This window comes from Comamonas sediminis (assembly GCF_041107495.1).
Lineage (GTDB): Bacteria > Pseudomonadota > Gammaproteobacteria > Burkholderiales > Burkholderiaceae_C > Comamonas > Comamonas sediminis.
The window spans coordinates 254,941-273,138 of record NZ_JBGBDC010000004.1 but is presented as its reverse complement, the minus strand read 5'-3'; the positions used below and the strand labels follow the sequence as shown (position 1 = coordinate 273,138).

At 57.1% G+C, this 18,198-nt stretch carries 13 protein-coding genes and 1 pseudogene; 8 read left to right on the top strand and 6 right to left on the bottom strand.

Annotation, left to right across the window (positions count from 1 at the left end):
* Positions 1 to 48 precede the first annotated feature (48 nt).
* The 4 genes from AB7A72_RS11385 to AB7A72_RS11370 all read left to right on the top strand — a co-directional run bounded on the left by AB7A72_RS11385 (position 49) and on the right by AB7A72_RS11370 (position 3,545).
* On the top strand, positions 49 to 741 hold the full coding sequence (locus AB7A72_RS11385) for an ABC transporter ATP-binding protein (protein WP_369460135.1): 693 nt from the start codon (positions 49 to 51) through the stop codon (positions 739 to 741).
* Between the two features lie 17 nt (positions 742 to 758).
* Positions 759 to 1,640 (top strand): branched-chain amino acid ABC transporter permease, encoded by an 882-nt coding sequence (locus AB7A72_RS11380; RefSeq protein WP_021028133.1) that lies wholly within the window; start codon positions 759 to 761, stop codon positions 1,638 to 1,640.
* Positions 1,641 to 1,704: 64 nt separating this feature from the next.
* A complete protein-coding gene (locus AB7A72_RS11375; RefSeq protein ID WP_239812551.1) occupies positions 1,705 to 2,718 on the top strand; it encodes a branched-chain amino acid ABC transporter permease in 1,014 nt (337 codons plus the stop codon).
* A gap of 2 nt (positions 2,719 to 2,720) precedes the next feature.
* Positions 2,721 to 3,545, top strand: a complete 825-nt coding sequence (locus tag AB7A72_RS11370) for an SDR family NAD(P)-dependent oxidoreductase (RefSeq protein ID WP_369460024.1) — start codon at positions 2,721 to 2,723, stop codon at positions 3,543 to 3,545.
* A 445-nt stretch (positions 3,546 to 3,990) separates the two neighbouring features.
* Here AB7A72_RS11370 and AB7A72_RS11365 read toward each other — a convergent pair whose 3' ends face one another.
* Positions 3,991 to 5,004, bottom strand: coding sequence for an HNH endonuclease (locus AB7A72_RS11365; protein ID WP_369460023.1), 1,014 nt, complete (start codon positions 5,002 to 5,004; stop codon positions 3,991 to 3,993).
* A gap of 414 nt (positions 5,005 to 5,418) precedes the next feature.
* Here AB7A72_RS11365 and AB7A72_RS11360 point away from each other — a divergent pair.
* From AB7A72_RS11360 to AB7A72_RS11345, 4 genes and pseudogenes are all read left to right on the top strand, one after another.
* Positions 5,419 to 6,384: pseudogene (locus tag AB7A72_RS11360) on the top strand (integrase core domain-containing protein).
* Positions 6,385 to 6,763: 379 nt separating this feature from the next.
* Positions 6,764 to 8,794, top strand: a complete 2,031-nt coding sequence (locus tag AB7A72_RS11355) for a hypothetical protein (protein WP_369460022.1) — start codon at positions 6,764 to 6,766, stop codon at positions 8,792 to 8,794.
* A 1,101-nt stretch (positions 8,795 to 9,895) separates the two neighbouring features.
* A complete protein-coding gene (locus tag AB7A72_RS11350) occupies positions 9,896 to 10,669 on the top strand; it encodes an enoyl-CoA hydratase/isomerase family protein (protein ID WP_021028139.1) in 774 nt (257 codons plus the stop codon).
* A gap of 344 nt (positions 10,670 to 11,013) precedes the next feature.
* Positions 11,014 to 11,661 carry a TetR/AcrR family transcriptional regulator gene (locus AB7A72_RS11345; protein WP_369460134.1) on the top strand — a complete coding sequence of 216 codons (648 nt, stop codon included), beginning with the start codon at positions 11,014 to 11,016 and terminating at the stop codon, positions 11,659 to 11,661.
* Positions 11,662 to 11,727: 66 nt separating this feature from the next.
* Here AB7A72_RS11345 and AB7A72_RS11340 read toward each other — a convergent pair whose 3' ends face one another.
* The 5 genes from AB7A72_RS11340 to AB7A72_RS11320 all read right to left on the bottom strand — a co-directional run bounded on the left by AB7A72_RS11340 (position 11,728) and on the right by AB7A72_RS11320 (position 18,151).
* Complete coding sequence (locus AB7A72_RS11340) at positions 11,728 to 12,921, bottom strand: porin (protein WP_369460021.1); 1,194 nt, start codon at positions 12,919 to 12,921, stop codon at positions 11,728 to 11,730.
* Between the two features lie 195 nt (positions 12,922 to 13,116).
* The gene (locus tag AB7A72_RS11335; RefSeq protein ID WP_369460020.1) at positions 13,117 to 13,692 is read right to left on the bottom strand and encodes a nuclear transport factor 2 family protein; all 576 of its coding nucleotides are present in this window, start codon (positions 13,690 to 13,692) and stop codon (positions 13,117 to 13,119) included.
* Positions 13,689 to 15,806 (bottom strand): acetate--CoA ligase family protein, encoded by a 2,118-nt coding sequence (locus tag AB7A72_RS11330; protein ID WP_369460019.1) that lies wholly within the window; start codon positions 15,804 to 15,806, stop codon positions 13,689 to 13,691. Before AB7A72_RS11330 ends, AB7A72_RS11335 begins: the two co-directional genes overlap by 4 nt.
* Before the next feature lie 11 nt (positions 15,807 to 15,817).
* The gene (locus tag AB7A72_RS11325; protein WP_369460018.1) at positions 15,818 to 16,969 is read right to left on the bottom strand and encodes an acyl-CoA dehydrogenase family protein; all 1,152 of its coding nucleotides are present in this window, start codon (positions 16,967 to 16,969) and stop codon (positions 15,818 to 15,820) included.
* A 3-nt stretch (positions 16,970 to 16,972) separates the two neighbouring features.
* On the bottom strand, positions 16,973 to 18,151 hold the full coding sequence (locus AB7A72_RS11320) for an acyl-CoA dehydrogenase family protein (protein WP_313330860.1): 1,179 nt from the start codon (positions 18,149 to 18,151) through the stop codon (positions 16,973 to 16,975).
* Positions 18,152 to 18,198 lie beyond the last annotated feature (47 nt).

Here is an 18,198-nt window from a genome sequence, read left to right as displayed (position 1 = left end):
CACAACGCCAACGCCAACAACGGCAACACCAACACCGCACCGCGCCAGATGCTGCAGGTGCAGAACCTGCGCGCCTGGTATGGCGAAACGCTGGCGCTCGACGGTATCGACCTGCATGTCGGCGAAGGCGAGGTCGTCTGCATGCTGGGCCGCAATGGCGCCGGCAAGACAACCACCTTGCGCGCCATCATGGGCCTGCTCAAAAAGCGTGAGGGCCAGATCCGCATCCAGGGCAAGCCCACCGAAGGCCTGCCGCCCGAGGCCATTGCCCACCTGGGAGTGGCCTATTGCCCGGAAGAGCGCGGCATTTTTGCCAGCCTCAGCACCGAAGAAAACCTCATGCTGCCGCCCGTGCTGCACCCCGGCGGGCTGACGGTGGAAGACATCTACCAGGTCTTTCCCAACCTGCAGGCGCGCCGCAAAAGCCCGGGCACCCGCCTGTCGGGCGGTGAGCAGCAAATGCTGGCCATTGCCCGCATTCTGCGTACCGGCGCACGCCTGCTGCTGCTCGATGAGGCTACCGAAGGGCTGGCCCCGGTCATCGTGCAGAAGATCGGCCAGACGCTGGAGATGATCCGAGCGCGCGGCTACACGGTGCTGATGGTGGAGCAGAACTTCCGCTTTGCCGCATCGGTGGCCGACCGCTTCTACGTGATCGAGGAAGGGCGCGTGGCCAGCCACTTCCACCGCGCCGAGCTGGAAACGCGGCGTGACGAGATCGAAGCACTGCTGGGACTGTGACAGGTGGAGACAACACAATGGATACTCTTTTCGGAATCCCGACAGCCGCGCTGATCGGCCAGCTCGTGGTGGGCCTGATCAATGGCTCGTTCTACGCGCTGATGAGCCTGGGCCTGTCGATCATCTTCGGCCTGCTGCATGTGGTGAACTTTGCCCACGGCGCGCAGTACATGCTGGGCGCCTTTGTGGCCTGGGGCCTGCTGCACTACCTGGGGCTGAGCTACTGGTGGGCGCTGATCCTGGCGCCGCTGGTGGTGGCGGCCTTTGGCATCCTGCTGGAGCGCACCATGCTGCGCCACCTGTACGCGGTGGACCATGTCTACGCGCTGCTGCTCACCTTTGGCATCTCCATCCTGATGGAGGGCGCGTTCCGCCTGTGGTTCGGCGTCAGCGGCCAGCCCTACCCTAACCCGCTGCAAGGCGGCATCGATGTGGGCCTGAGCTTTTTGCCGATGTACCGCGTCTGGGTGATCCTGGCGGGCCTAGCGGTCTGCCTGGTGACCTGGTACTTCATCGAAAAAACCAAGCTGGGCGCCTACCTGCGCGCCGCCAACGAGAACACGCCGCTGGTGCGCACCTTTGGCATCAATGTGCCGCGCATGCTGACCCTGACCTATGCGCTGGGCGTGGGCCTGGCCGGCTTCAGCGGCGTGATGGCCGCGCCCATCTACCAGGTCAGCCCGCTGATGGGTTCGAACCTGATGATCATCGTCTTTGCCGTGGTCGTCATCGGCGGCATGGGCTCGATCATGGGATCGATCATCACCGGCTTTGCACTGGGCGCCATCGAGGGCCTGACCCGCGTCATCTACCCCGAAGGTGCCGGTGTGGTCATCTTCATCGTGATGATCATTGTGCTGGCCGTGCGCCCCAACGGCCTGTTTGGCAGAGCGCACTGATGCGCCCGCACCGCCCTGCCCTCTGGGTCTCCACCCAAGCTCTTGTCTTTCCCAAGGATTGAACATGCATTTCTTCTCACAACGCACCAACACCATCTTGCTGGTGCTGGCGCTGGTGGCCCTGCTGCTGGCGCCGCTCGTGGCCTACCCGGTCTTTCTGATCAAGCTGATGTGCTACGCGCTGCTGGCCGCATCGGTCAACCTGCTGATGGGTTACGCCGGCCTGCTCTCCTTTGGCCATGCGATGTTTTTTGGCACGGCCGGTTACGCGGCCGCGCATGCCATCAAGGTCTGGGGTTGGGATGGCTCGGCCGCCATCCTGCTGGCCATGCTCTGCGCGATGGCCGTGGCCGTCGTCACCGGGCTGCTGGCCATCCGCCGCCATGGCATCTACTTCTCGATGATCACCTTGGCCTTCTCCCAGGTCATCTACTTCTTTGCGCTGCGCCTGCCCTTTACCGGCGGTGAGGATGGCATCCAGAACGTGCCCCGGCCGGAGGTGTTTGGCTTTATCTCGCTGGCCGACAACACCACCCTGTACTACTTTGCCGCCACCCTGGTCGCCGCCGCCTTCTGGCTCATCTACCGCATCGTCTACTCGCCCTTCGGCCAGGTGCTGCGCGCCATCCGCGACAGCGAGGCACGCGCCCAGTCGCTGGGCTACCAGGTGCTGCGCTACAAGCTGGTGATCTTTGTGCTGTCAGCCGCGCTCGCCGGCCTGGCCGGTGCGCTCAAGGTCATCACCTTCCAGCTGGCCACGCTCAACGATGTGAACTGGACCACCTCGGGCGAGGCGCTGCTCATCTGCATCGTCGGCGGCCTGCAGACCTTGCTGGGCCCTGTCATTGGCGCGGCCATCATCGTCAGCATGCAGAACTACCTGGTCGCCATGGCCGAGTGGGTGCTGATCATCCAGGGCCTCGTCTTTGTCGTCGTCGTGATGCTGTTCCGCAAGGGCATCATCGGCCAGCTCTACGCTTGGCTGGAAACCCGCCAGGCACGACAGGCGGCACCGCAGCTGGAGGCCCACAACCAAGCCGAACGCCAGAGCCGCAGCCAAACTGGACAAGGAGCATAAGCATGAGCGAACTAACATCCGTACCCACGCAAGCCCCTGTCCCAGCCCAGGCCCCCAGCCATTTCCCCGAGACGCCCGGCTTGCTGCAAGGCCGCCTGGCCCTCATCACCGGCGCGGCCAGCGGCATCGGCCAGGCCATTGCGATCAGCTTTGCCAAGGCTGGCGCCCGCGTCATCGTGACCGATCTCGACACTGCACGCTGCGCCGACACCTTGGCCCAGGTAAAAGCCGCAGGCGTAGACGGCTGGGCCTTTGCGCTCGACGTCACCGATCTGGAGGCCTGCCAGGCGCTGGCCGCCCACGTCGGCAGCGACATCGGCCCGGTCGACACCCTCGTCAACAACGCCGGCCTGCTGATCCGCGAAGGCATCGACCACCCCCAGGCATCGCGCCACCTGCGCCAGGTCATCGATGTGAACGTCTTTGGCCTCTACAACATGGTGCAATCCTGGCTGCCTGCGCTGCGCGCTACGCGCGGCTGCATCCTCAACATCGCCTCCGGCGCGGCCTTTATCGCCCAGGGCAACGCCATGGGCTACTCCGCCTCCAAAGGCGCCGTCAAAATGGCCACCCAAACCTTGGCCCTCGACCTGGGCCGCGACGGCATCCGCGTCAACGCCCTGGCCCCCGGCGTCATCCACACCCCCATGACCGAAGCCACCCGCAACAACCCGCAGCGCCTGCAAGGCTTTATCCAGCGGACTCCTGCCGGGCGGATTGGCGTGCCGCAGGAACTGGCCGGGCCGGCGGTGTTTTTGGTGTCGGGGCTGGCTAGTTATGTGAATGGAGTTACGTTGCCGGTGGATGGGGGGACGGTGGCGGTTTAGGGGGTGGAGGTGTTGAGGCGGGAAAAATTTTGAATAGTATTTATATGCATTGGTTTTTAGCTTGCCATATAACCAGCGAGCATATGATTTTTGTGCAAAAACAGCTGACTATGTGTCAGAATTTAAAAAAATCAAATTGCCCTTTGTACCAATTTATTACTCAACGCCAGCAACCAATTGAACTTCTGCGCCACTCATCGCTTCAACAAAAAATTCTTCAGCGACTGCAGCAAAAATCGGCAGTGGAGAGATGAAAATTTAATGCAATCAGCTTGCATTCAACCTCCGCACATAAACGCCTCCACGTGCCGCCCACAGAAGATCCGCTGCTAAGGTCAGCATAAACATGACTGATTTGCATGCAATTTATCCGCATGCATTCGCAACCAAATTAAATACAAAGCCTGACCTTAGCAATAATCAACCTCACATGGTTCCACAGAATTTATTCAGGAATTAAGCGAATGACTTTGCAAACTAATAGGTCTACAAGCTCTTTAGCTTTTATCCCATAATGCATTGCACGATGGCAATTGGGACATAGCGCGACAGCGTTGCTGACGGTATCCGAACCTCCGGCCGCCAACTTACGAACATGATGAACCTCTAGGAACGGCTGACCGTCTGTGTTTTCAAAAGGCGCGTAGGCTCCACAGCACTCGCAAATCCCTGCAGCCTGTTTTAACACCCAGGCTTTAACCGCAGGGTCGCGTATAAACTGGGTTACCTCGGTGCGAGTTGTGCCAGGATTTCTGTTGCCGATGGGTATCTCTTGCCTTTTGTCGTCTACTTTCTCTCGAACCTCTATTTCAAATGCTACAAAGGGAGAATTAAAACTATGAGTCAACTCTAGGACCAACGACTCAATAGCGTGGGCAACTTTTCTACCAACATTCTTTGCAGGCTTTAGTCCTGCAATCCAGTCCCTGCCCATCAGCGAAAGAACGTAGGATATGTTCTGCATGCGATACTCAAATGCTTTGGAAGAACGCCCATACTCTCCAGCTAAGATTTCGTAGAATTGCTTTTTGGAAAAAGCTTCACCATTCAATTCTTTGGACTGCATTTTCAAATATGAGATTACAGCAGCGCGCAATTCTTGCTCAGTCCAATCATTTTTTGTGCTCTTAGACTGTAATTTTTCAGCAATTTTTATTAAGTCAGCGACTCCACACTTGCTACACAAATGAGAAAATTTGGTAGCGCCTTTAGCTTCCATCCAAACAAGTAGGTCAGCTGGATCATTGGCGCAAACTTTCATGTATCCACGGCTGGTAAAGGGATCAGTATTTGCATGCGTGGCTGGATACTTGATGTGATGACACTCTGCCGTATGCAATCGCATGTAATTTGGGCGTGGAGGACGCTCTGAGTTCAACACGAATCCATTACTATTTTGATCTAACCAATCTCGATAACCGAGTTCATCATCCTCAAAAACTTTGAATTTTTCGACCATAAACACCCTAACTATTAGAATTCCATTTGGCTTAATTCCAATATTATACTAACAATTAGAGACTATTAGTTACACCGGCTCAAGTTGCATAAGAGGTATTAAGAAAAATTTGTCCAACGAGAAATTCAAATTTTCAAAATAAATTCATCGTTAGATAGTATAAGCTCATTGATATCTTTCTGCATGCACAGATTTTAAAAAACCAAATCGTCGGCAACTGAATGTTGGGCGCGCTGAATTAGTCCGAAAAAACGCCGATTGATCGCATATTTCCATAATCTGCCTCGGTGACTACATGCCGCATCCATGTAAATTGCACAGATAAAAAATCGCTATCTGCTGTTCATACTCACGAGGTGCTGCGTGAGCTAGTGCAGTCGGTGCAGTCCACCGGAAGCCCGTCATGCAAATAGCCTGCACAAGAATGCACGCGCCACCCCAACAGTTCGCGCCCTGATCGCTGCCATCGATGAGACCACCAGCGTGCTAGCCCAGCGTTTTGGCAGTACTGAGCAGACGGTCAACAAATGGAAGAAGCGCCATAGCTTTCAAGACCGCTTTCACACCGCGCATCGCCTTCAAACATAGCTCACACCCGCGCAAGAAATGGCGGTGGTGCATCTGAGCCCAGCGCTGCTGCATCTACTTGATGACTGGAAGGCCGTTGCCCGCGAGTTCATCTGCAGCAAGGTATCGCGTTCGGGCCTGGACCGGTGCCAACGACGGCACGACGTTGGCAATTTCAATACCCTCAAGTCCGCCGAGCCTAAAAAGGGCACAAGGCCTTTAAGATCTATGTTCCCGGCTAATTGCACATGGATGTGAAGCACTTGCCCTGATGCAGGACGAAACCAAGCGCCGCTATTTGTTCGTGGCCATCGGCAAGGCCACGCGCTGGGTGTTTGTGCAGATCAGGCCTGCCAAAACGGCAGCGGGCACCAAGGTCTTCTTGAGAGGCCTGCACAAAGTACCTCCGACCAAGATAACCAGGCTGCTGACATGTAACGGCAAGGAGTTCACACATACCTTGTTCGCCAGTTGGCAAAAGAGCCTAGTTGCAGCCATGAGCTGGATTTCCTGTACGAGCAACTGGGTATCCAGCATCGCCTGAAGCGGCTCCGGACACCCAGAATCAACAGCTTGATTGAACGCTTCAGCGGCAGCATCGCTGGTGTCCTCAAGACCCATCGCTTTAACAGCGCCGAGGATTTAGAGCAAACGCTGATGCGCTACGCGGCCTTGTACAACCACCAATTACCACAATCAGCGCTGCAAAGCAAAAACGCCCATCCAGGCTATGTAGAGCAGTGGCACCGAAAGCATCGTGAGCTATTCAATAAGCGGCCTTATAATGGTCCGCACCCAAATGTAACTGCATGAAACTTAATTCTTGACATTGCTCCACTCTGCACACTTGCCTCTACCCTCTAACATGATAAGAGTTGTAATGAATTATTAGCAAAACTCGGTGGTAATAATAGGCAAACTGCGCACCGTTGTGACAGCCGGGGTATTGTTTCTGAAGACTGACAAATAACTCTTCGCCAGAGATGCTCTTGCCCCATTTACCAAAAGTGTCATTCTTTTACAATACACTATGATACTCGCCCTAAAAAGTTCATGTCTACGCAAGAAATTATTTAAATGGGACGTTTAGAAACAGCTTATAAACCAAGCATTAAATACTAGCACAGATTCAATAGCGCGATAGAATTAGTTAATAAAATTAATATACCACATTAATCCTCAAAGGAATTTCATGATAAAAGAAGATGATGTAATTAGATTTATTGAAATATGCGATGAGGCAATTTCAAAAGCGCCAGTCTTTAGCACACTTGAAGATTTGTGTGTTTATTTTAAAACTGATCAAATAACGAGTTATTGGGCAAATAATTTTTTAGGCGGATTTTTAAAAGAACAGGTACTAAATAGCGAGGGCGGAATTTTTCTTGGAAAACTTAAAAGTGCGCTTTATAGAAGAGAGCAATTATTCGATTTAAAGTTTAAGTATAGCTTTATTTGCGGCACTTTGCATTACTATCTCGGAAATCGGGAAACCATAAGATTAGATCAAAAGGAAAAATGGATTGCTATCACACAGAAAATAATACTACTCTCCTGCTACATAAATGACGATCAAATCGATGTACCTGAGAAAGACAAAATAGTAGCGGCCAATGCTTTATTTCTTGCAAAAAATGGATACGAAGTCAATATCAGCGGAAATACATTTGTATTAACGGACAAAACCAAAGAATCGATCGCAACTAAAATTAACCAACTAGCCAAAGAAATAGGAGGAAGAAGAATAATCCAGCATTTATTCAAAGATATGAGAGGCAGGATGTGGTACAGAAATGAAAGATATTCAATTCCTAATTTAGCTAAAACTAACCCTCTGCCGATTGAAGGTGCGTCAATGCCTATCGGTTACATATTAAACATATCGTCAAAGCACCTTATTGAAACCCCGCACAATGTCAAAGCCGAAAGCATTAATTATTTCATTGACCTATCTACAGCATTTATTTCAACTTACGATGTTGAAGTATTTAATGCATTTGAATTGAACTTTGTAGATGCAGAGACACTGCCCAAGTATATAACTGATGCAATTCTTAGGGAAGTATTTTTTAGCTTTAAACAATTATCACCAGATGATTGTCTAGAATACTTGAAAAATTTATTCTCCTGGGTAGACAATAAATATATCAAGGAAAAAATCCAATGGGACTTAAACGATTTTATTAAAATTGCTGAAATACTCGTAAAACCATACCCGCACAATGGAATTACTATTTTCTACACAGTTGAGAGTATTTGCAAAGCAACCTGCTTGAATAAGCTCACCGTCAACAAAATACTTAACTCTATTACGCATAAAACTTTTGAAGTAAATGAAAATTATATTATCCCTAACGACTCAAAGAAATTAAATCTCCACAGCAAACCACTCATTTGGCAAAAAGGCAATAAATATTTAATGCTAGATCCTGCATTAGCTGGCATTGGCTTAATTACCGCATTAATGACAACCCTCAGAGGAGTGTATGAAGATACCGATTCAAACGTCGGCGAATCTATTGAGAAATTCCTATTTGACTTTTTAAATAAAGAGAAAATACAACCAACATTATTTTCAGAAGAATATGAATTCAAAGGTAAATCTTTTGAATGCGACGTTGTCATTGAGAGTGAAAAGAAAACTATATTTTTAGAATCAAAAAAGAAAACAATTACTGCTGCAGCATTGTCGGGCGACCCTGCATCCGCAATAATTGATCTGTCACTCTCCTTCTTCTCGTCTCAAAAACAAATTCTCACTCACTACTTAAGCATGTTGACAAATAAAAAAATAGAATTTAAAAATGGGATAATTTTAAAACAAAGAGAAGAAATAGACGGCATTTCTATTTCACTATTTGACTGGGGCATGTTACAGAATAGATTGATATCTATGTCAATTTTGAGAAATTTTATAGGAAAGAATTTCTCAGATCCTGAATTTCATGACCAAGATAAAATAAAGAGATGCAATAAAACTATTGATGACGTTACAAGATTAAGAGCTGAAATCATAAAAATATCAAAAGATCAAGATCCAATTCATGATTTCGTTTTTTTAAGCGTACCGCATCTTCTTCATATGATAAGATTATCATCAGGCAAAGATGATTTTCTCAACAACTTCAGTACATTTAAAAGATGCATAATCTCCGGCAATGATGTACACGGATCTTTAGATTATATCCAGCTTCTGAAAAGTCATAAAATCAGGAACGATTAAAATTCAAATTTTAACAAGATGCCGCTATCTGCTCTGCGTATCTTCGCACGACCTACCAAAGCAAAGAGCTGTGCTGGCAGATAATTTAATACCAGCACACATCCAATGAACTAAACCTCAAAGCACAAATGCAAATCAGGCTATATTGTGTCAAATGGTCTGTTATCATTTTTAATTGAGATTCAAAGTCATCATCCAGGAAATGATTGACGAGATCAAGCTAATGAATTTGCATAGCTAGCTCTTTTGCAGTTATAACTCAAGATGCACTAGCCTAGTATTCAATAAGATTAAAATGAGGCTTAGCCCCCCCAATGCCTTACCCAAGCGCGATCGGCTATGGAGCATATCAACCCAGATACGGGATCGGGAAAAGAGAGCTCAGCAGGAAATCGGCGATAATTCAAGCCACAGAAATATAAAAAGGATTGCACCAAATAAATTGCCAGAAAAGATAATAGACGCCAAAAGGATGAGATGATTAGCTATTCTATTATTATTCACAGACTATGATTTCAAAGGCTATCTCGTTGCCTGGATAATATTCCATCGCCAGTGCAGATCAATATGCATCGGCACTAATAAGCTCGTGATCTTTAAAACAGCCATTCACAACTGACGCTTATCTTGCAGTCGCTCCACAACTTTGAGCATTTACGGATCAACGATCCGTAGCTTAATGCAAGACAACTCGCTGAACTAACGCAGGTAGCACGAACTATTAACCGGTTGAGTGGACTGACTGCCATACGCCTGAAGTTTCCTCTTGCAACTACAGCTTCGAAGGCTGCGTAACGTGGTACGAATGCACTCAGAGCACTGCGATCCGTCAACCCACCAAACGGCGCATCCAAATCCTTGAACTTTCAACGTATATGCCACAAGCTTAGGTCGCGGAACGAGAAATTCGAACCTCTGCAATCACCGACAGCTGACAAATCAGGCTGGATCCGTCCTGGCCTGCGCTCCCTTCAGTCCCCCAATCACCTGAGCGACACCCCCACCCCTCCCCCGTACCAACCCGCTTGAGCCCTCCGCCGTTATTCGCTAATATTTACTTGCCGACCGGTAAATTACTAGTATTCAACCAGGAGACCCTGCATGGCCTACAACACGCTCATCGTCGATATCAAGGACAAGATTGCCGTTGTCACCCTCAACCGCCCTCCCGTCAACGCGCAGAACAAGGAGTTCCGCAACGAGATCATGGAGCTGTTTGACGAGCTGTCTGACCGCGACGATGTGGCCTGTATCGTGCTCACGGGCACGGGCAAGGTGTTCTCGGCCGGTGCCGACATTCGCGAGCGCCCTAACCTGGCCGGTGAGCCGGGTGCCTATGGCCGCCACAACCGCCTGGTGCGCGAGTCGAACAACGCGATCATGGAGTGCTCCAAGCCCATCATTGCTGCCATCAACGGGCCAGCGCTGGGGGCTGGCTTTGGGCTGGTGATGGCTTCGGATATCTGGGTGGCTTCGGAAGATGCCTATTTCTCGATGCCTGAAATCAATGTGGGGCTGGCGGGGGGTGTCACCTTCTTGCAGCGCTATTTCAGCCAATCGCGCGCGCGCCGCATGTTCTTTACCGGCATGAAGGTGTCGGCGCAAGAGATGTACCGCCTGGGCCTGATCGAAGCCTGCCTGCCCGCCGACCAGCTGATGCCCTATGCGATGGAGATGGCGCGCGAGATTGCCTCCAAGAGCCCTATCGCCTTGCGCCTGGCCAAGGAAGCCGCGCGCATGACTTTGCTGATGCCCACCCGCGATGCCTACCGCTACGAGCAAGGCAACACCGTGGCGCTGTCCAAGACGGAAGACACGCGCGAGGCGCAGCAGGCGTTTTTGGAAAAGCGCGAGCCGGTCTACAAGGGCCGCTGAGATCTGCTAATAGCCGCTTACTCAACCCTGATGGGTCTTTGCCTCGCCAGCTGCGCCAAGCCTTGTTGGGGGCGGCGAGCCTCCATCGCAGACCTCGTATTGGCTGGGGCCCTGTGAGCGGAACTCACTCACACGTGCCGAGAATCATCGATCACTGCAGCTGGCCCAGGGCTGCCACACCCGGCCAGCGCAGCCTTAACGGCCGCAAGAAAGCGTCGGGCTGGGCCCGATGGATGGATGATTTTCGTTGAACTATGATGGTGCCACCGCCCAGAAGCCACAAGCAGCCGGGTGCGGATCGACCGTCTCCCGGGCGATATCAGGGCAAATAAATTTTGGTGACTATGCAAAAAAACACGACGAAACCCTCCGACGCCCCCGAAGAAGGCAGCAGCACGCGCATGCGTGTGGAAGACCGGAAAGAGCAACTGATAGAAATAGCGATGCGGCTGTTTGCCACCAAGGGCTTTGATGGCACCTCGCTGCGCGACATTGCCGAAGAGGCCCAGATCACCAAGGCCGCGCTCTACTACCACTTCCCCAACAAGGATGCGCTCTACGAGAGCATCCTGGTCGATGGCATGCGCACCCTCGTCAACTACGTGTCTGCAGCCATGGGCAAGGTGGCCACCCCAGAGGGTAAGGTGCGCGAGTTCATGCTGTCATCAGCCGACTATATGGAGCGCAACCGCGACTCCTGGATCGCTGGCTCCAACATGTTCTGGTTTGGCGACAATGCCAAGCCCCGCCCCGAGAACCTGGCCCTGCGTGACGAGTATGAAAAACTGCTGCGCGACGCGGTCAAACAGGCCATTGACAGCCAGGTGTTCCAGAAGGTGGACCCCACCATTGCCAGCCGCATGCTGCTGGCCGTGCTCAACCAGCTGCCCCGCTGGCACTCGCCCACCGGGCGGCTCAGCACCCGCCAGGTGGTGCAGCAGTACATTGACATGATCTTCCAGGGGCTGCTGGCTAGCAATCCAACACGCTAAAGCTACGCCCCATCAAACAAGGCCCAGGCGCTGCAAGCGCCTGGGCCTTGTTGCTTTCGTCAGCTATCAGAAACTGTGGATGATGCCCACCCGGTAGGCATTGCTGTTGCCGTTGTTGGTGAAGCCGGCAGCGGTCACCGCGCCGGTCAAGGTGTAGCCGGCGCCGTTCTTGTTCTTCACATAGCCGTAGTCCGTGTACAAGGTGGTGCGCTTGGACATGGGGTACAGATAGGCGACGCCGTACTGGCGCGCATCGCGGTTCAGCGGGCCGGTGTCGTTCAGGTCGATGGCGTTGAGCAGCAAGGTGCTTGGGCCGAGCTTGACCGAGGCGCCGATCGAGAAGCTGCGGTCGTCCTGGCCTTCGTAGTAGCCCACCGAGGGGAAGCCGGCGAGCTGGCCGCTGTTGTCCAGGCCGGTGTTCACGGTCGGCGTAATGGCCGCGCCGGGGTTCTTGAAGGTGGCAAACGAGCCAAACAGCTTGAAGGCCTTGAAGTCATAGGCCAGCGCCGAGTTGAAATAGCGCGTCGCCGATCCATCCGTGGGGTTGGTCATGCGCGTGGCCGATACGGCCGCGCTCCAGGCGTCGTTCTTGTAGAACAGCGCCAGGGTGTACTGGTGGGCACGGTGCTCGATGTCGATGTTCTGGCGCGTGTACTCACTGATGGTGTAGGCCGCCTTGCCGATAAAGCCGCCGATCGACGGGCTTTGGTAGAGGATGTTGTTGTTCTGCCGGCCGGGCGATGGCTGGATGCCCTGCAGGTTGCCGCCGCCGCCCAGGCCAAAGGGGTCACCCACGGCCTGCACTTCGGTCGGCAGCGATGCCAGGGTACGGCCCATACGCAGCTCACCAAAGTTGCCGGTCAGGCTGATCAGCGAGCCCCGGCCAAAGGCCTTGGCGCCAAAGCCCTGGTTTTGCTGCTGCGCGCCGTTGGAGGTGTTGATGCCCATCTCCAGCTGGAAGTTGGCACGCAGGCCGCCGCCCAGGTCCTCGCTGCCCTTGAAGCCCAGGCGTGAGCCCATCATGTGGCCGCTCTCCAGCTTGGTGGCGCGCTGGCCTTGCATCGATACGCTGGCCACGCTGCTGTCGATCAGGCCATAGACCTGCACCGAGCTGCTGCTGCCCAGCGCCAGCCCCCCGGCTGGCGACGTGATCTGCTTGAGTTCCTGGGTCTGCGCGGTTTGCGCCGCTGCGCCCCCGGCCGCCGTGGTAGCGATGAGTGCTGCAAGCAGCGGATGAAGTCTGGGCTTGTTGGCTTTCATGGTGTGTCTCCTGTAGTACTTTTGGAAAGACGTGGTCGGGCCTGGCCCCATGCACGACCACGGTGAAAACGCTTTGCTGTTTTGTTAGACCGAGCAGATCCCCACCGCGCTAGGCAAGGCAGTGAGAAAAGGAGTCCCTGCAGTCAGATGCAGGGGCAGAAGGGGCGGAGGCGATCCGCCAGAGCGGGGACGCGCTTAGGGACTGGCGGGCATGGCCACCTCGCGCATCAACGCGTACCAGGGGTCGTCAGGCGCCCTGGCGCCCAGGGGCAGGCGCCGGCCAAAGCGCGTGGCTTCGTCCTGCGTGGGCGCGGCCCAGATGTCCTGCCAGTCGTAAACCACCACGCGCCTGGCCACCCGCCATTCGCGCGCGGCGGTGGCCGTGGCGCGGCAGGTGAACAGATCGACATAGCGGCCGCACAAGAAGGTGGCGCGCGGCGCGCCAGCGGCATCGGTGTCCGTCTGGTAGGCCAGAAAATACGCCTCCACCGCGGCAGAATCGCCGTTCAGGTGGATGGACAGGTTGGCAATGTTGTGGATGTAGCGCCCCTTGGCCAGCTGGGGCAGCGCTGCCTGGATAAAGCCTTCCGCACTGCCCTGGTAGGCGCCATGGCGGTCCGTGGCATCGGGCCAGTAGGCGGCGCGCAGGGCGGATTCGTCGCCCCGGTCAATGCCCCGGCAGTAGGAGTAGAGGGCTTCGCGGATCGCCTCGCGGTCGCTCAGTGCCTGGAGCCGCGCCTCCAGCTGGGCCAGTCGTGCTTCGCTGCTCATGGCTGTGCCTCCTGCACGCGCAGCTCGATCACCGCATCCAGGCACATGGCGCCCTGGGTGCGCACCATCAGCGGGTTGATGTCCACGCTCTGGATGCTGTCGGCATGCTGCACCGCAAACTCCGACAGCCGGCACAGCGCCTGCACCAGTGCGGCCTCATCGTAGTGCGGCCCGCCGCGCCAGCCGCGCAGCAGCTGGCTGGAGCGCACCGCATCGACCAGCGCCTGGGCGCGGGCTGTGCTGAGCGGTGCCGATGCCAGCGCCACATCCTGGAACAGCTCCACCGCCGTGCCGCCGCTGCCATACATCACCATCTGGCCAAAGGTCGGGTCGCGGTGCAGGCCCAGGATCACCTCCACGCCGCCACTGAGCATCGGGGCGATCAACACGCCCTCCAGGCGGGCACCGGGCCGCGCTGTGCGGGCGCGGTCCATCAAGGTGCCAAAGGCGCGCTCGACGGCAGCAGCATCCTGCAGGTTGAGCAGAACACCACCAACCTCGGTCTTGTGCGCGATGTCGGGTGAGACAATCTTGGCCACCACGGGAAAACCGACTTCTGCCGCTGCTGCGGCCGCCTGGGCGGCGGTGCTGCACAGGTACTCCGGCGGCACCGGCAGCCCGGCAGCCGACAGCGCCCGCTTGGCGCCGCTTTCGGTATGCACATCGTCCAGTGCCAACGCGGGCGCAGCGGGCGGTACGCTGCCGGGCAGCTGGTACAGCGCCTGCCTGCGCTGGCGAATCTTGGCCAGGCCGGCAACGGCGCGCACGGCGCGGGTCGGGTCCTCGAAAACGGCAACGCCCTGCTTCTCCAGCGCGCTGCGCACCTGGGGCAAGGCCAGCATCACCAGGATAGTGAGGCGCTCGCGGTGCTGCGCGGCCAGCGCGGCAATCTCTTGCTGGGTGCTGGCAAAGCGCTCGGGCGACAGGCCCACATGGGCCAGGTAGCCCAGCACTGCGCCATAGCGCGTGTGCTCCAGCATCACACCCAGGGTGCGCGCGGTGCCACTGGCTACCGAGGTGACCTGGGCCGTCATGTCCAGCGGGTTGGCGGCCACCGCAAAGGGCAGCAGCGCCAGGGTCGCCTCGCGGGCGGGGGCGGGCAACGGTGGCAGCTCCATGCCCTGCGCGCCTGCCTCGTCGGCCATCAGCACGCCGATGCCGCCCGAGCCGGTGAACACGCCCAGTTCGTCATTGGCCGGCAGCACGCCGCTGACGGTGTAGAGGTAGGCGATGTCCAGCATCTCCTCGATGGACTCGGGCCGCAGCGCGCCGCATTCGCGGAACACCGTGTCGTAGACCTTGTCGTTGCCGGCCAGCGAGCCGGTGTGGGTGGAGGCAGCAGCGGCACCCAGCTCGGTGCGCCCCACCTTCATGATCAGCACCGGCTTGCCGGCGCGGGCCGCCTTGAGCAAGGCGCGGCGCAGGCGGTTGCCGTCGCGGCAGGATTCCACCGCCGCGCAAATGATGCGGGTGTCGGGGTCGTCGGCCAGGTAGTCGATGCTCTCGGCCACATCAACATCGGCCTCATTGCCGGTGGCGATGATCTTACTGAAACCCAGGCCGCGCAAGGTGGCCATGCCATAGGCGGCCGAGCCAAAGGCGCCGCTTTGCGTGGCCAGCGAGATGGCGCCCGGCCGGGGCTGGGCGCCGTTGAGAAAAGTGGAGAAGGTCGAGAAAAAGCGGGCCGGCACATTCAGCAGGCCCAGCGAGTTGGGGCCTAGCATGCGCACACCGGCTGCGCGGCACAGGCCCACCATGCGGTCCTGCAGCGCGCGGCCGGCTGCATCAATCTCGGCAAAGCCGGCCGTCATCACCTGGATGGCCTTGACGCCCTTGGCAATGGCATCGCGCACGGCCTCTTCCACCCCGGCCACCGGCACGCAGATGATGGCCTGGTCGACCGGGAAAGGGATATCGGACACCTTCTGGTAGGACTGCAGGCCCTGGATCAGCGCGCCGCTGCGGTTGACCGGGTAGATGGGTGCGGCAAAGCCGGCTTCGAGCATGAAGCGCAGCGGCCGGCCGCCAATGCGTTCGGGATCGGACGAAGCGCCCACCAGCGCCACCGAACGGGGGTGGAACAAGGCGTCGAGGGATGAAGATGCGTGGCTCATGGCGGCTCCTCTCAGGCGCGGGCGGCGGTGGGTGCCGATTCAGCGGCGACTTCAGCCGCGATCTCGGCGGCCATGTCGGCTGCCAGGCTGTCGAGCTGCTCGTAGCGGTCGCCCCACTGCAGGCTGCAGCCAATCGCATGCATGGCCAGACGGGCGGCAGGCAGCTCGCGCGACATGCCGATGCCGCCATGCAGCTGGATGGCCGACTCGCCCACCTGGCGGGCAGCGATCGACAGGTAGTGCTTGAGCAGCGCCACCGCATGCGCATCACTATCCCCAAGGTCAAAGGCCACGACGCGCTCGCGCACCATGCCGCGTACGCTCTCATAGGCCACATACATCTCTACCGTGCGGTGGCGCAGCGCCTGGAAGGTGGAGAGCTGCACGCCAAACTGCTGGCGGGTGTTCAGGTACTCGATGGTCTGCTCCACCATCGCGCCAATGGCGCCGACGATCTGCGCGCAGCAGACCAGCGCGCCCACGGTATTGGCGCGCTCGGCAGCAGCCACGGCCGCCCGGCCGCGTTGCAGCACGGCGCTGGCGGGCAGGCGCGTGGCCTTCAGGCTCAGGTCGGCGGTCAGCCGGCCGTCGTGGCCAGCCCAGCTTTGCAGGCTGCCGCCTAATTGGTCTCGGCTGGCCAGCAGCAGCAAGGCCTCGCCAGCAGCGCTGCGGGCCAGAAAAAGCAAATGGCTGGCGGGCTCGCTCAGGTCGATGCCACGCAGGCTGCCCTGCAGTTGCACGCCTTCGGCATCGACCATCGCCGTCAGGCTGCAACTGCCGTCATGCGCAAACACGGGGGCGATCGAGACTTCACCGGCCGCTAGCAGGCCCAGCATCTGGGCCACATCGTCGCGGCCGGGTATGGCACCCAGCACCGCTGGCACCACGGCGCAGCGTGCCACCAGCGGCGTGGTCAGGCCATAGCGGCCAGCGGCCTCTGCGATCGAGGCCACATCGGCGAAGGTCGAGCCCGCGCCGCCACTGGCTTCGGGCACCAGCACGGCTTGCCAGCCGAGCTCCAGAAACTGCTGCCAGCTGTCACTGGCCTGGACGGAGGACTGGGCTTCGGTCAAAGCGGCATTGACCGCCACCGCATCGGCTGCCACCCGCAGCGTTGTGTCGTACAAATCGCCCGGAAACATGGGAGAGGCTTGAAAAGGCATGGGTCAGGCTCCAAAGATATCGCGTGCAATCACGTTTTTTTGTACTTCGCTGGTACCACCGGCCAAGGTGCGAGAGCGGTAGAAGAGGTAGGTGTGGATCAGCTCGCGCTTGAGCTCCACATCGGCGGGGCTGCTCTCGGGCAGGCTCGGAATCAGGCGGGCCGCGTAGCCGGGGCTCATGTCAAAGGCAATGCCGATGATCTGCTGGGCCAGGTCGGAGCAGAACAGCTTGAGCGCCGAAGACTTGGACGAGGCCAGGGTGCCCTGCATCTCTTCGTCGATGGCGCTGATCAGCATCTCCTTGGCGCCCGCCACGGCTGCCTGCGCCAGGAACAGGCGCTCCAGCAGCATGTGCTGGCTGGCGCCCTGTTGCGTGCGGCCGCGCTCGCGCAGCGGCTGCTCGATCTGCTCCAGCAGGCGCACCAGGCGCGGCACGGTGGCGGGCGACAGGCGCTCGCGGTCAAGCAGGAACTTGGCGCAGGCCCAGCCGCCACCCTCTTCGCCAATCAGGTTGGCCACGGGCACGCGCACATCGCGCAAGAACACCTCGTTGACATGGTGCCAGTGGTCAATCGTCGGGATGGGGCGCACCTCGATGCCGGGCGCATTCATCGGCACCAGCAGCAAGGAGATACCAGCCTGCTTCTTGCCCTCCTTGGAGGTGCGCACGAGGGTGTACATCATGTCGGCCTCCTGCGCATGGGAGGTCCAGATCTTCTGGCCGTTGATGACATAGTCATCGCCGTCGCGCACCGCTGCGGTGCGCAGCGAGGCCAGGTCGGAGCCGGCGCCAGGCTCGGAGTAGCCCTGGCACCACCATTCGCTGCCGTCCACAATGCGCGGCAGGTAGCGCTCCTTTTGCGCGGGCGTGCCAAAGTGCATGATCACCGGGCCGATGTGGCCGATGCCATGGTGGTAGAGCGGCGGGCAGTCTTCCTGCGCCATCACCTCTTCAAACAGGTAGCGCTGCTGCATGTCCCAGCCGGTGCCGCCCCACTCGATCGGCCAGTTGGGGGCGCTCCAGCCCTTGCGCTGCAGGATCTTGGCCCACGCGCTCATCTCGGCGCGGCCCAGCTTCTCGTTGGCGCGGACCTTGGCTTTCAGCGCGGGCGGGCAGTGCTGCTGCGCAAAATCGCGCAGGGTTTGTCGAAAGTCGGCATAGGGATCGGTGGTTGCTGTCATGTTTCCGGGTTCAAGGTCAAATCAAACGACAAGGGGTTGGCAGGGGC

Coding starts and splice junctions, on each gene's coding strand:
- AB7A72_RS11385 (WP_369460135.1), top strand. CDS start 49: ATGCTGCAGGTGCAGAACCTGCGCGCCTGGTATGGCGAAACGCTGGCG.
- AB7A72_RS11380 (WP_021028133.1), top strand. CDS start 759: ATGGATACTCTTTTCGGAATCCCGACAGCCGCGCTGATCGGCCAGCTC.
- AB7A72_RS11375 (WP_239812551.1), top strand. CDS start 1,705: ATGCATTTCTTCTCACAACGCACCAACACCATCTTGCTGGTGCTGGCG.
- AB7A72_RS11370 (WP_369460024.1), top strand. CDS start 2,721: ATGAGCGAACTAACATCCGTACCCACGCAAGCCCCTGTCCCAGCCCAG.
- AB7A72_RS11365 (WP_369460023.1), bottom strand. CDS start 5,004: ATGGTCGAAAAATTCAAAGTTTTTGAGGATGATGAACTCGGTTATCGA.
- AB7A72_RS11355 (WP_369460022.1), top strand. CDS start 6,764: ATGATAAAAGAAGATGATGTAATTAGATTTATTGAAATATGCGATGAG.
- AB7A72_RS11350 (WP_021028139.1), top strand. CDS start 9,896: ATGGCCTACAACACGCTCATCGTCGATATCAAGGACAAGATTGCCGTT.
- AB7A72_RS11345 (WP_369460134.1), top strand. CDS start 11,014: ATGCAAAAAAACACGACGAAACCCTCCGACGCCCCCGAAGAAGGCAGC.
- AB7A72_RS11340 (WP_369460021.1), bottom strand. CDS start 12,921: ATGAAAGCCAACAAGCCCAGACTTCATCCGCTGCTTGCAGCACTCATC.
- AB7A72_RS11335 (WP_369460020.1), bottom strand. CDS start 13,692: ATGAGCAGCGAAGCACGACTGGCCCAGCTGGAGGCGCGGCTCCAGGCA.
- AB7A72_RS11330 (WP_369460019.1), bottom strand. CDS start 15,806: ATGAGCCACGCATCTTCATCCCTCGACGCCTTGTTCCACCCCCGTTCG.
- AB7A72_RS11325 (WP_369460018.1), bottom strand. CDS start 16,969: ATGCCTTTTCAAGCCTCTCCCATGTTTCCGGGCGATTTGTACGACACA.
- AB7A72_RS11320 (WP_313330860.1), bottom strand. CDS start 18,151: ATGACAGCAACCACCGATCCCTATGCCGACTTTCGACAAACCCTGCGC.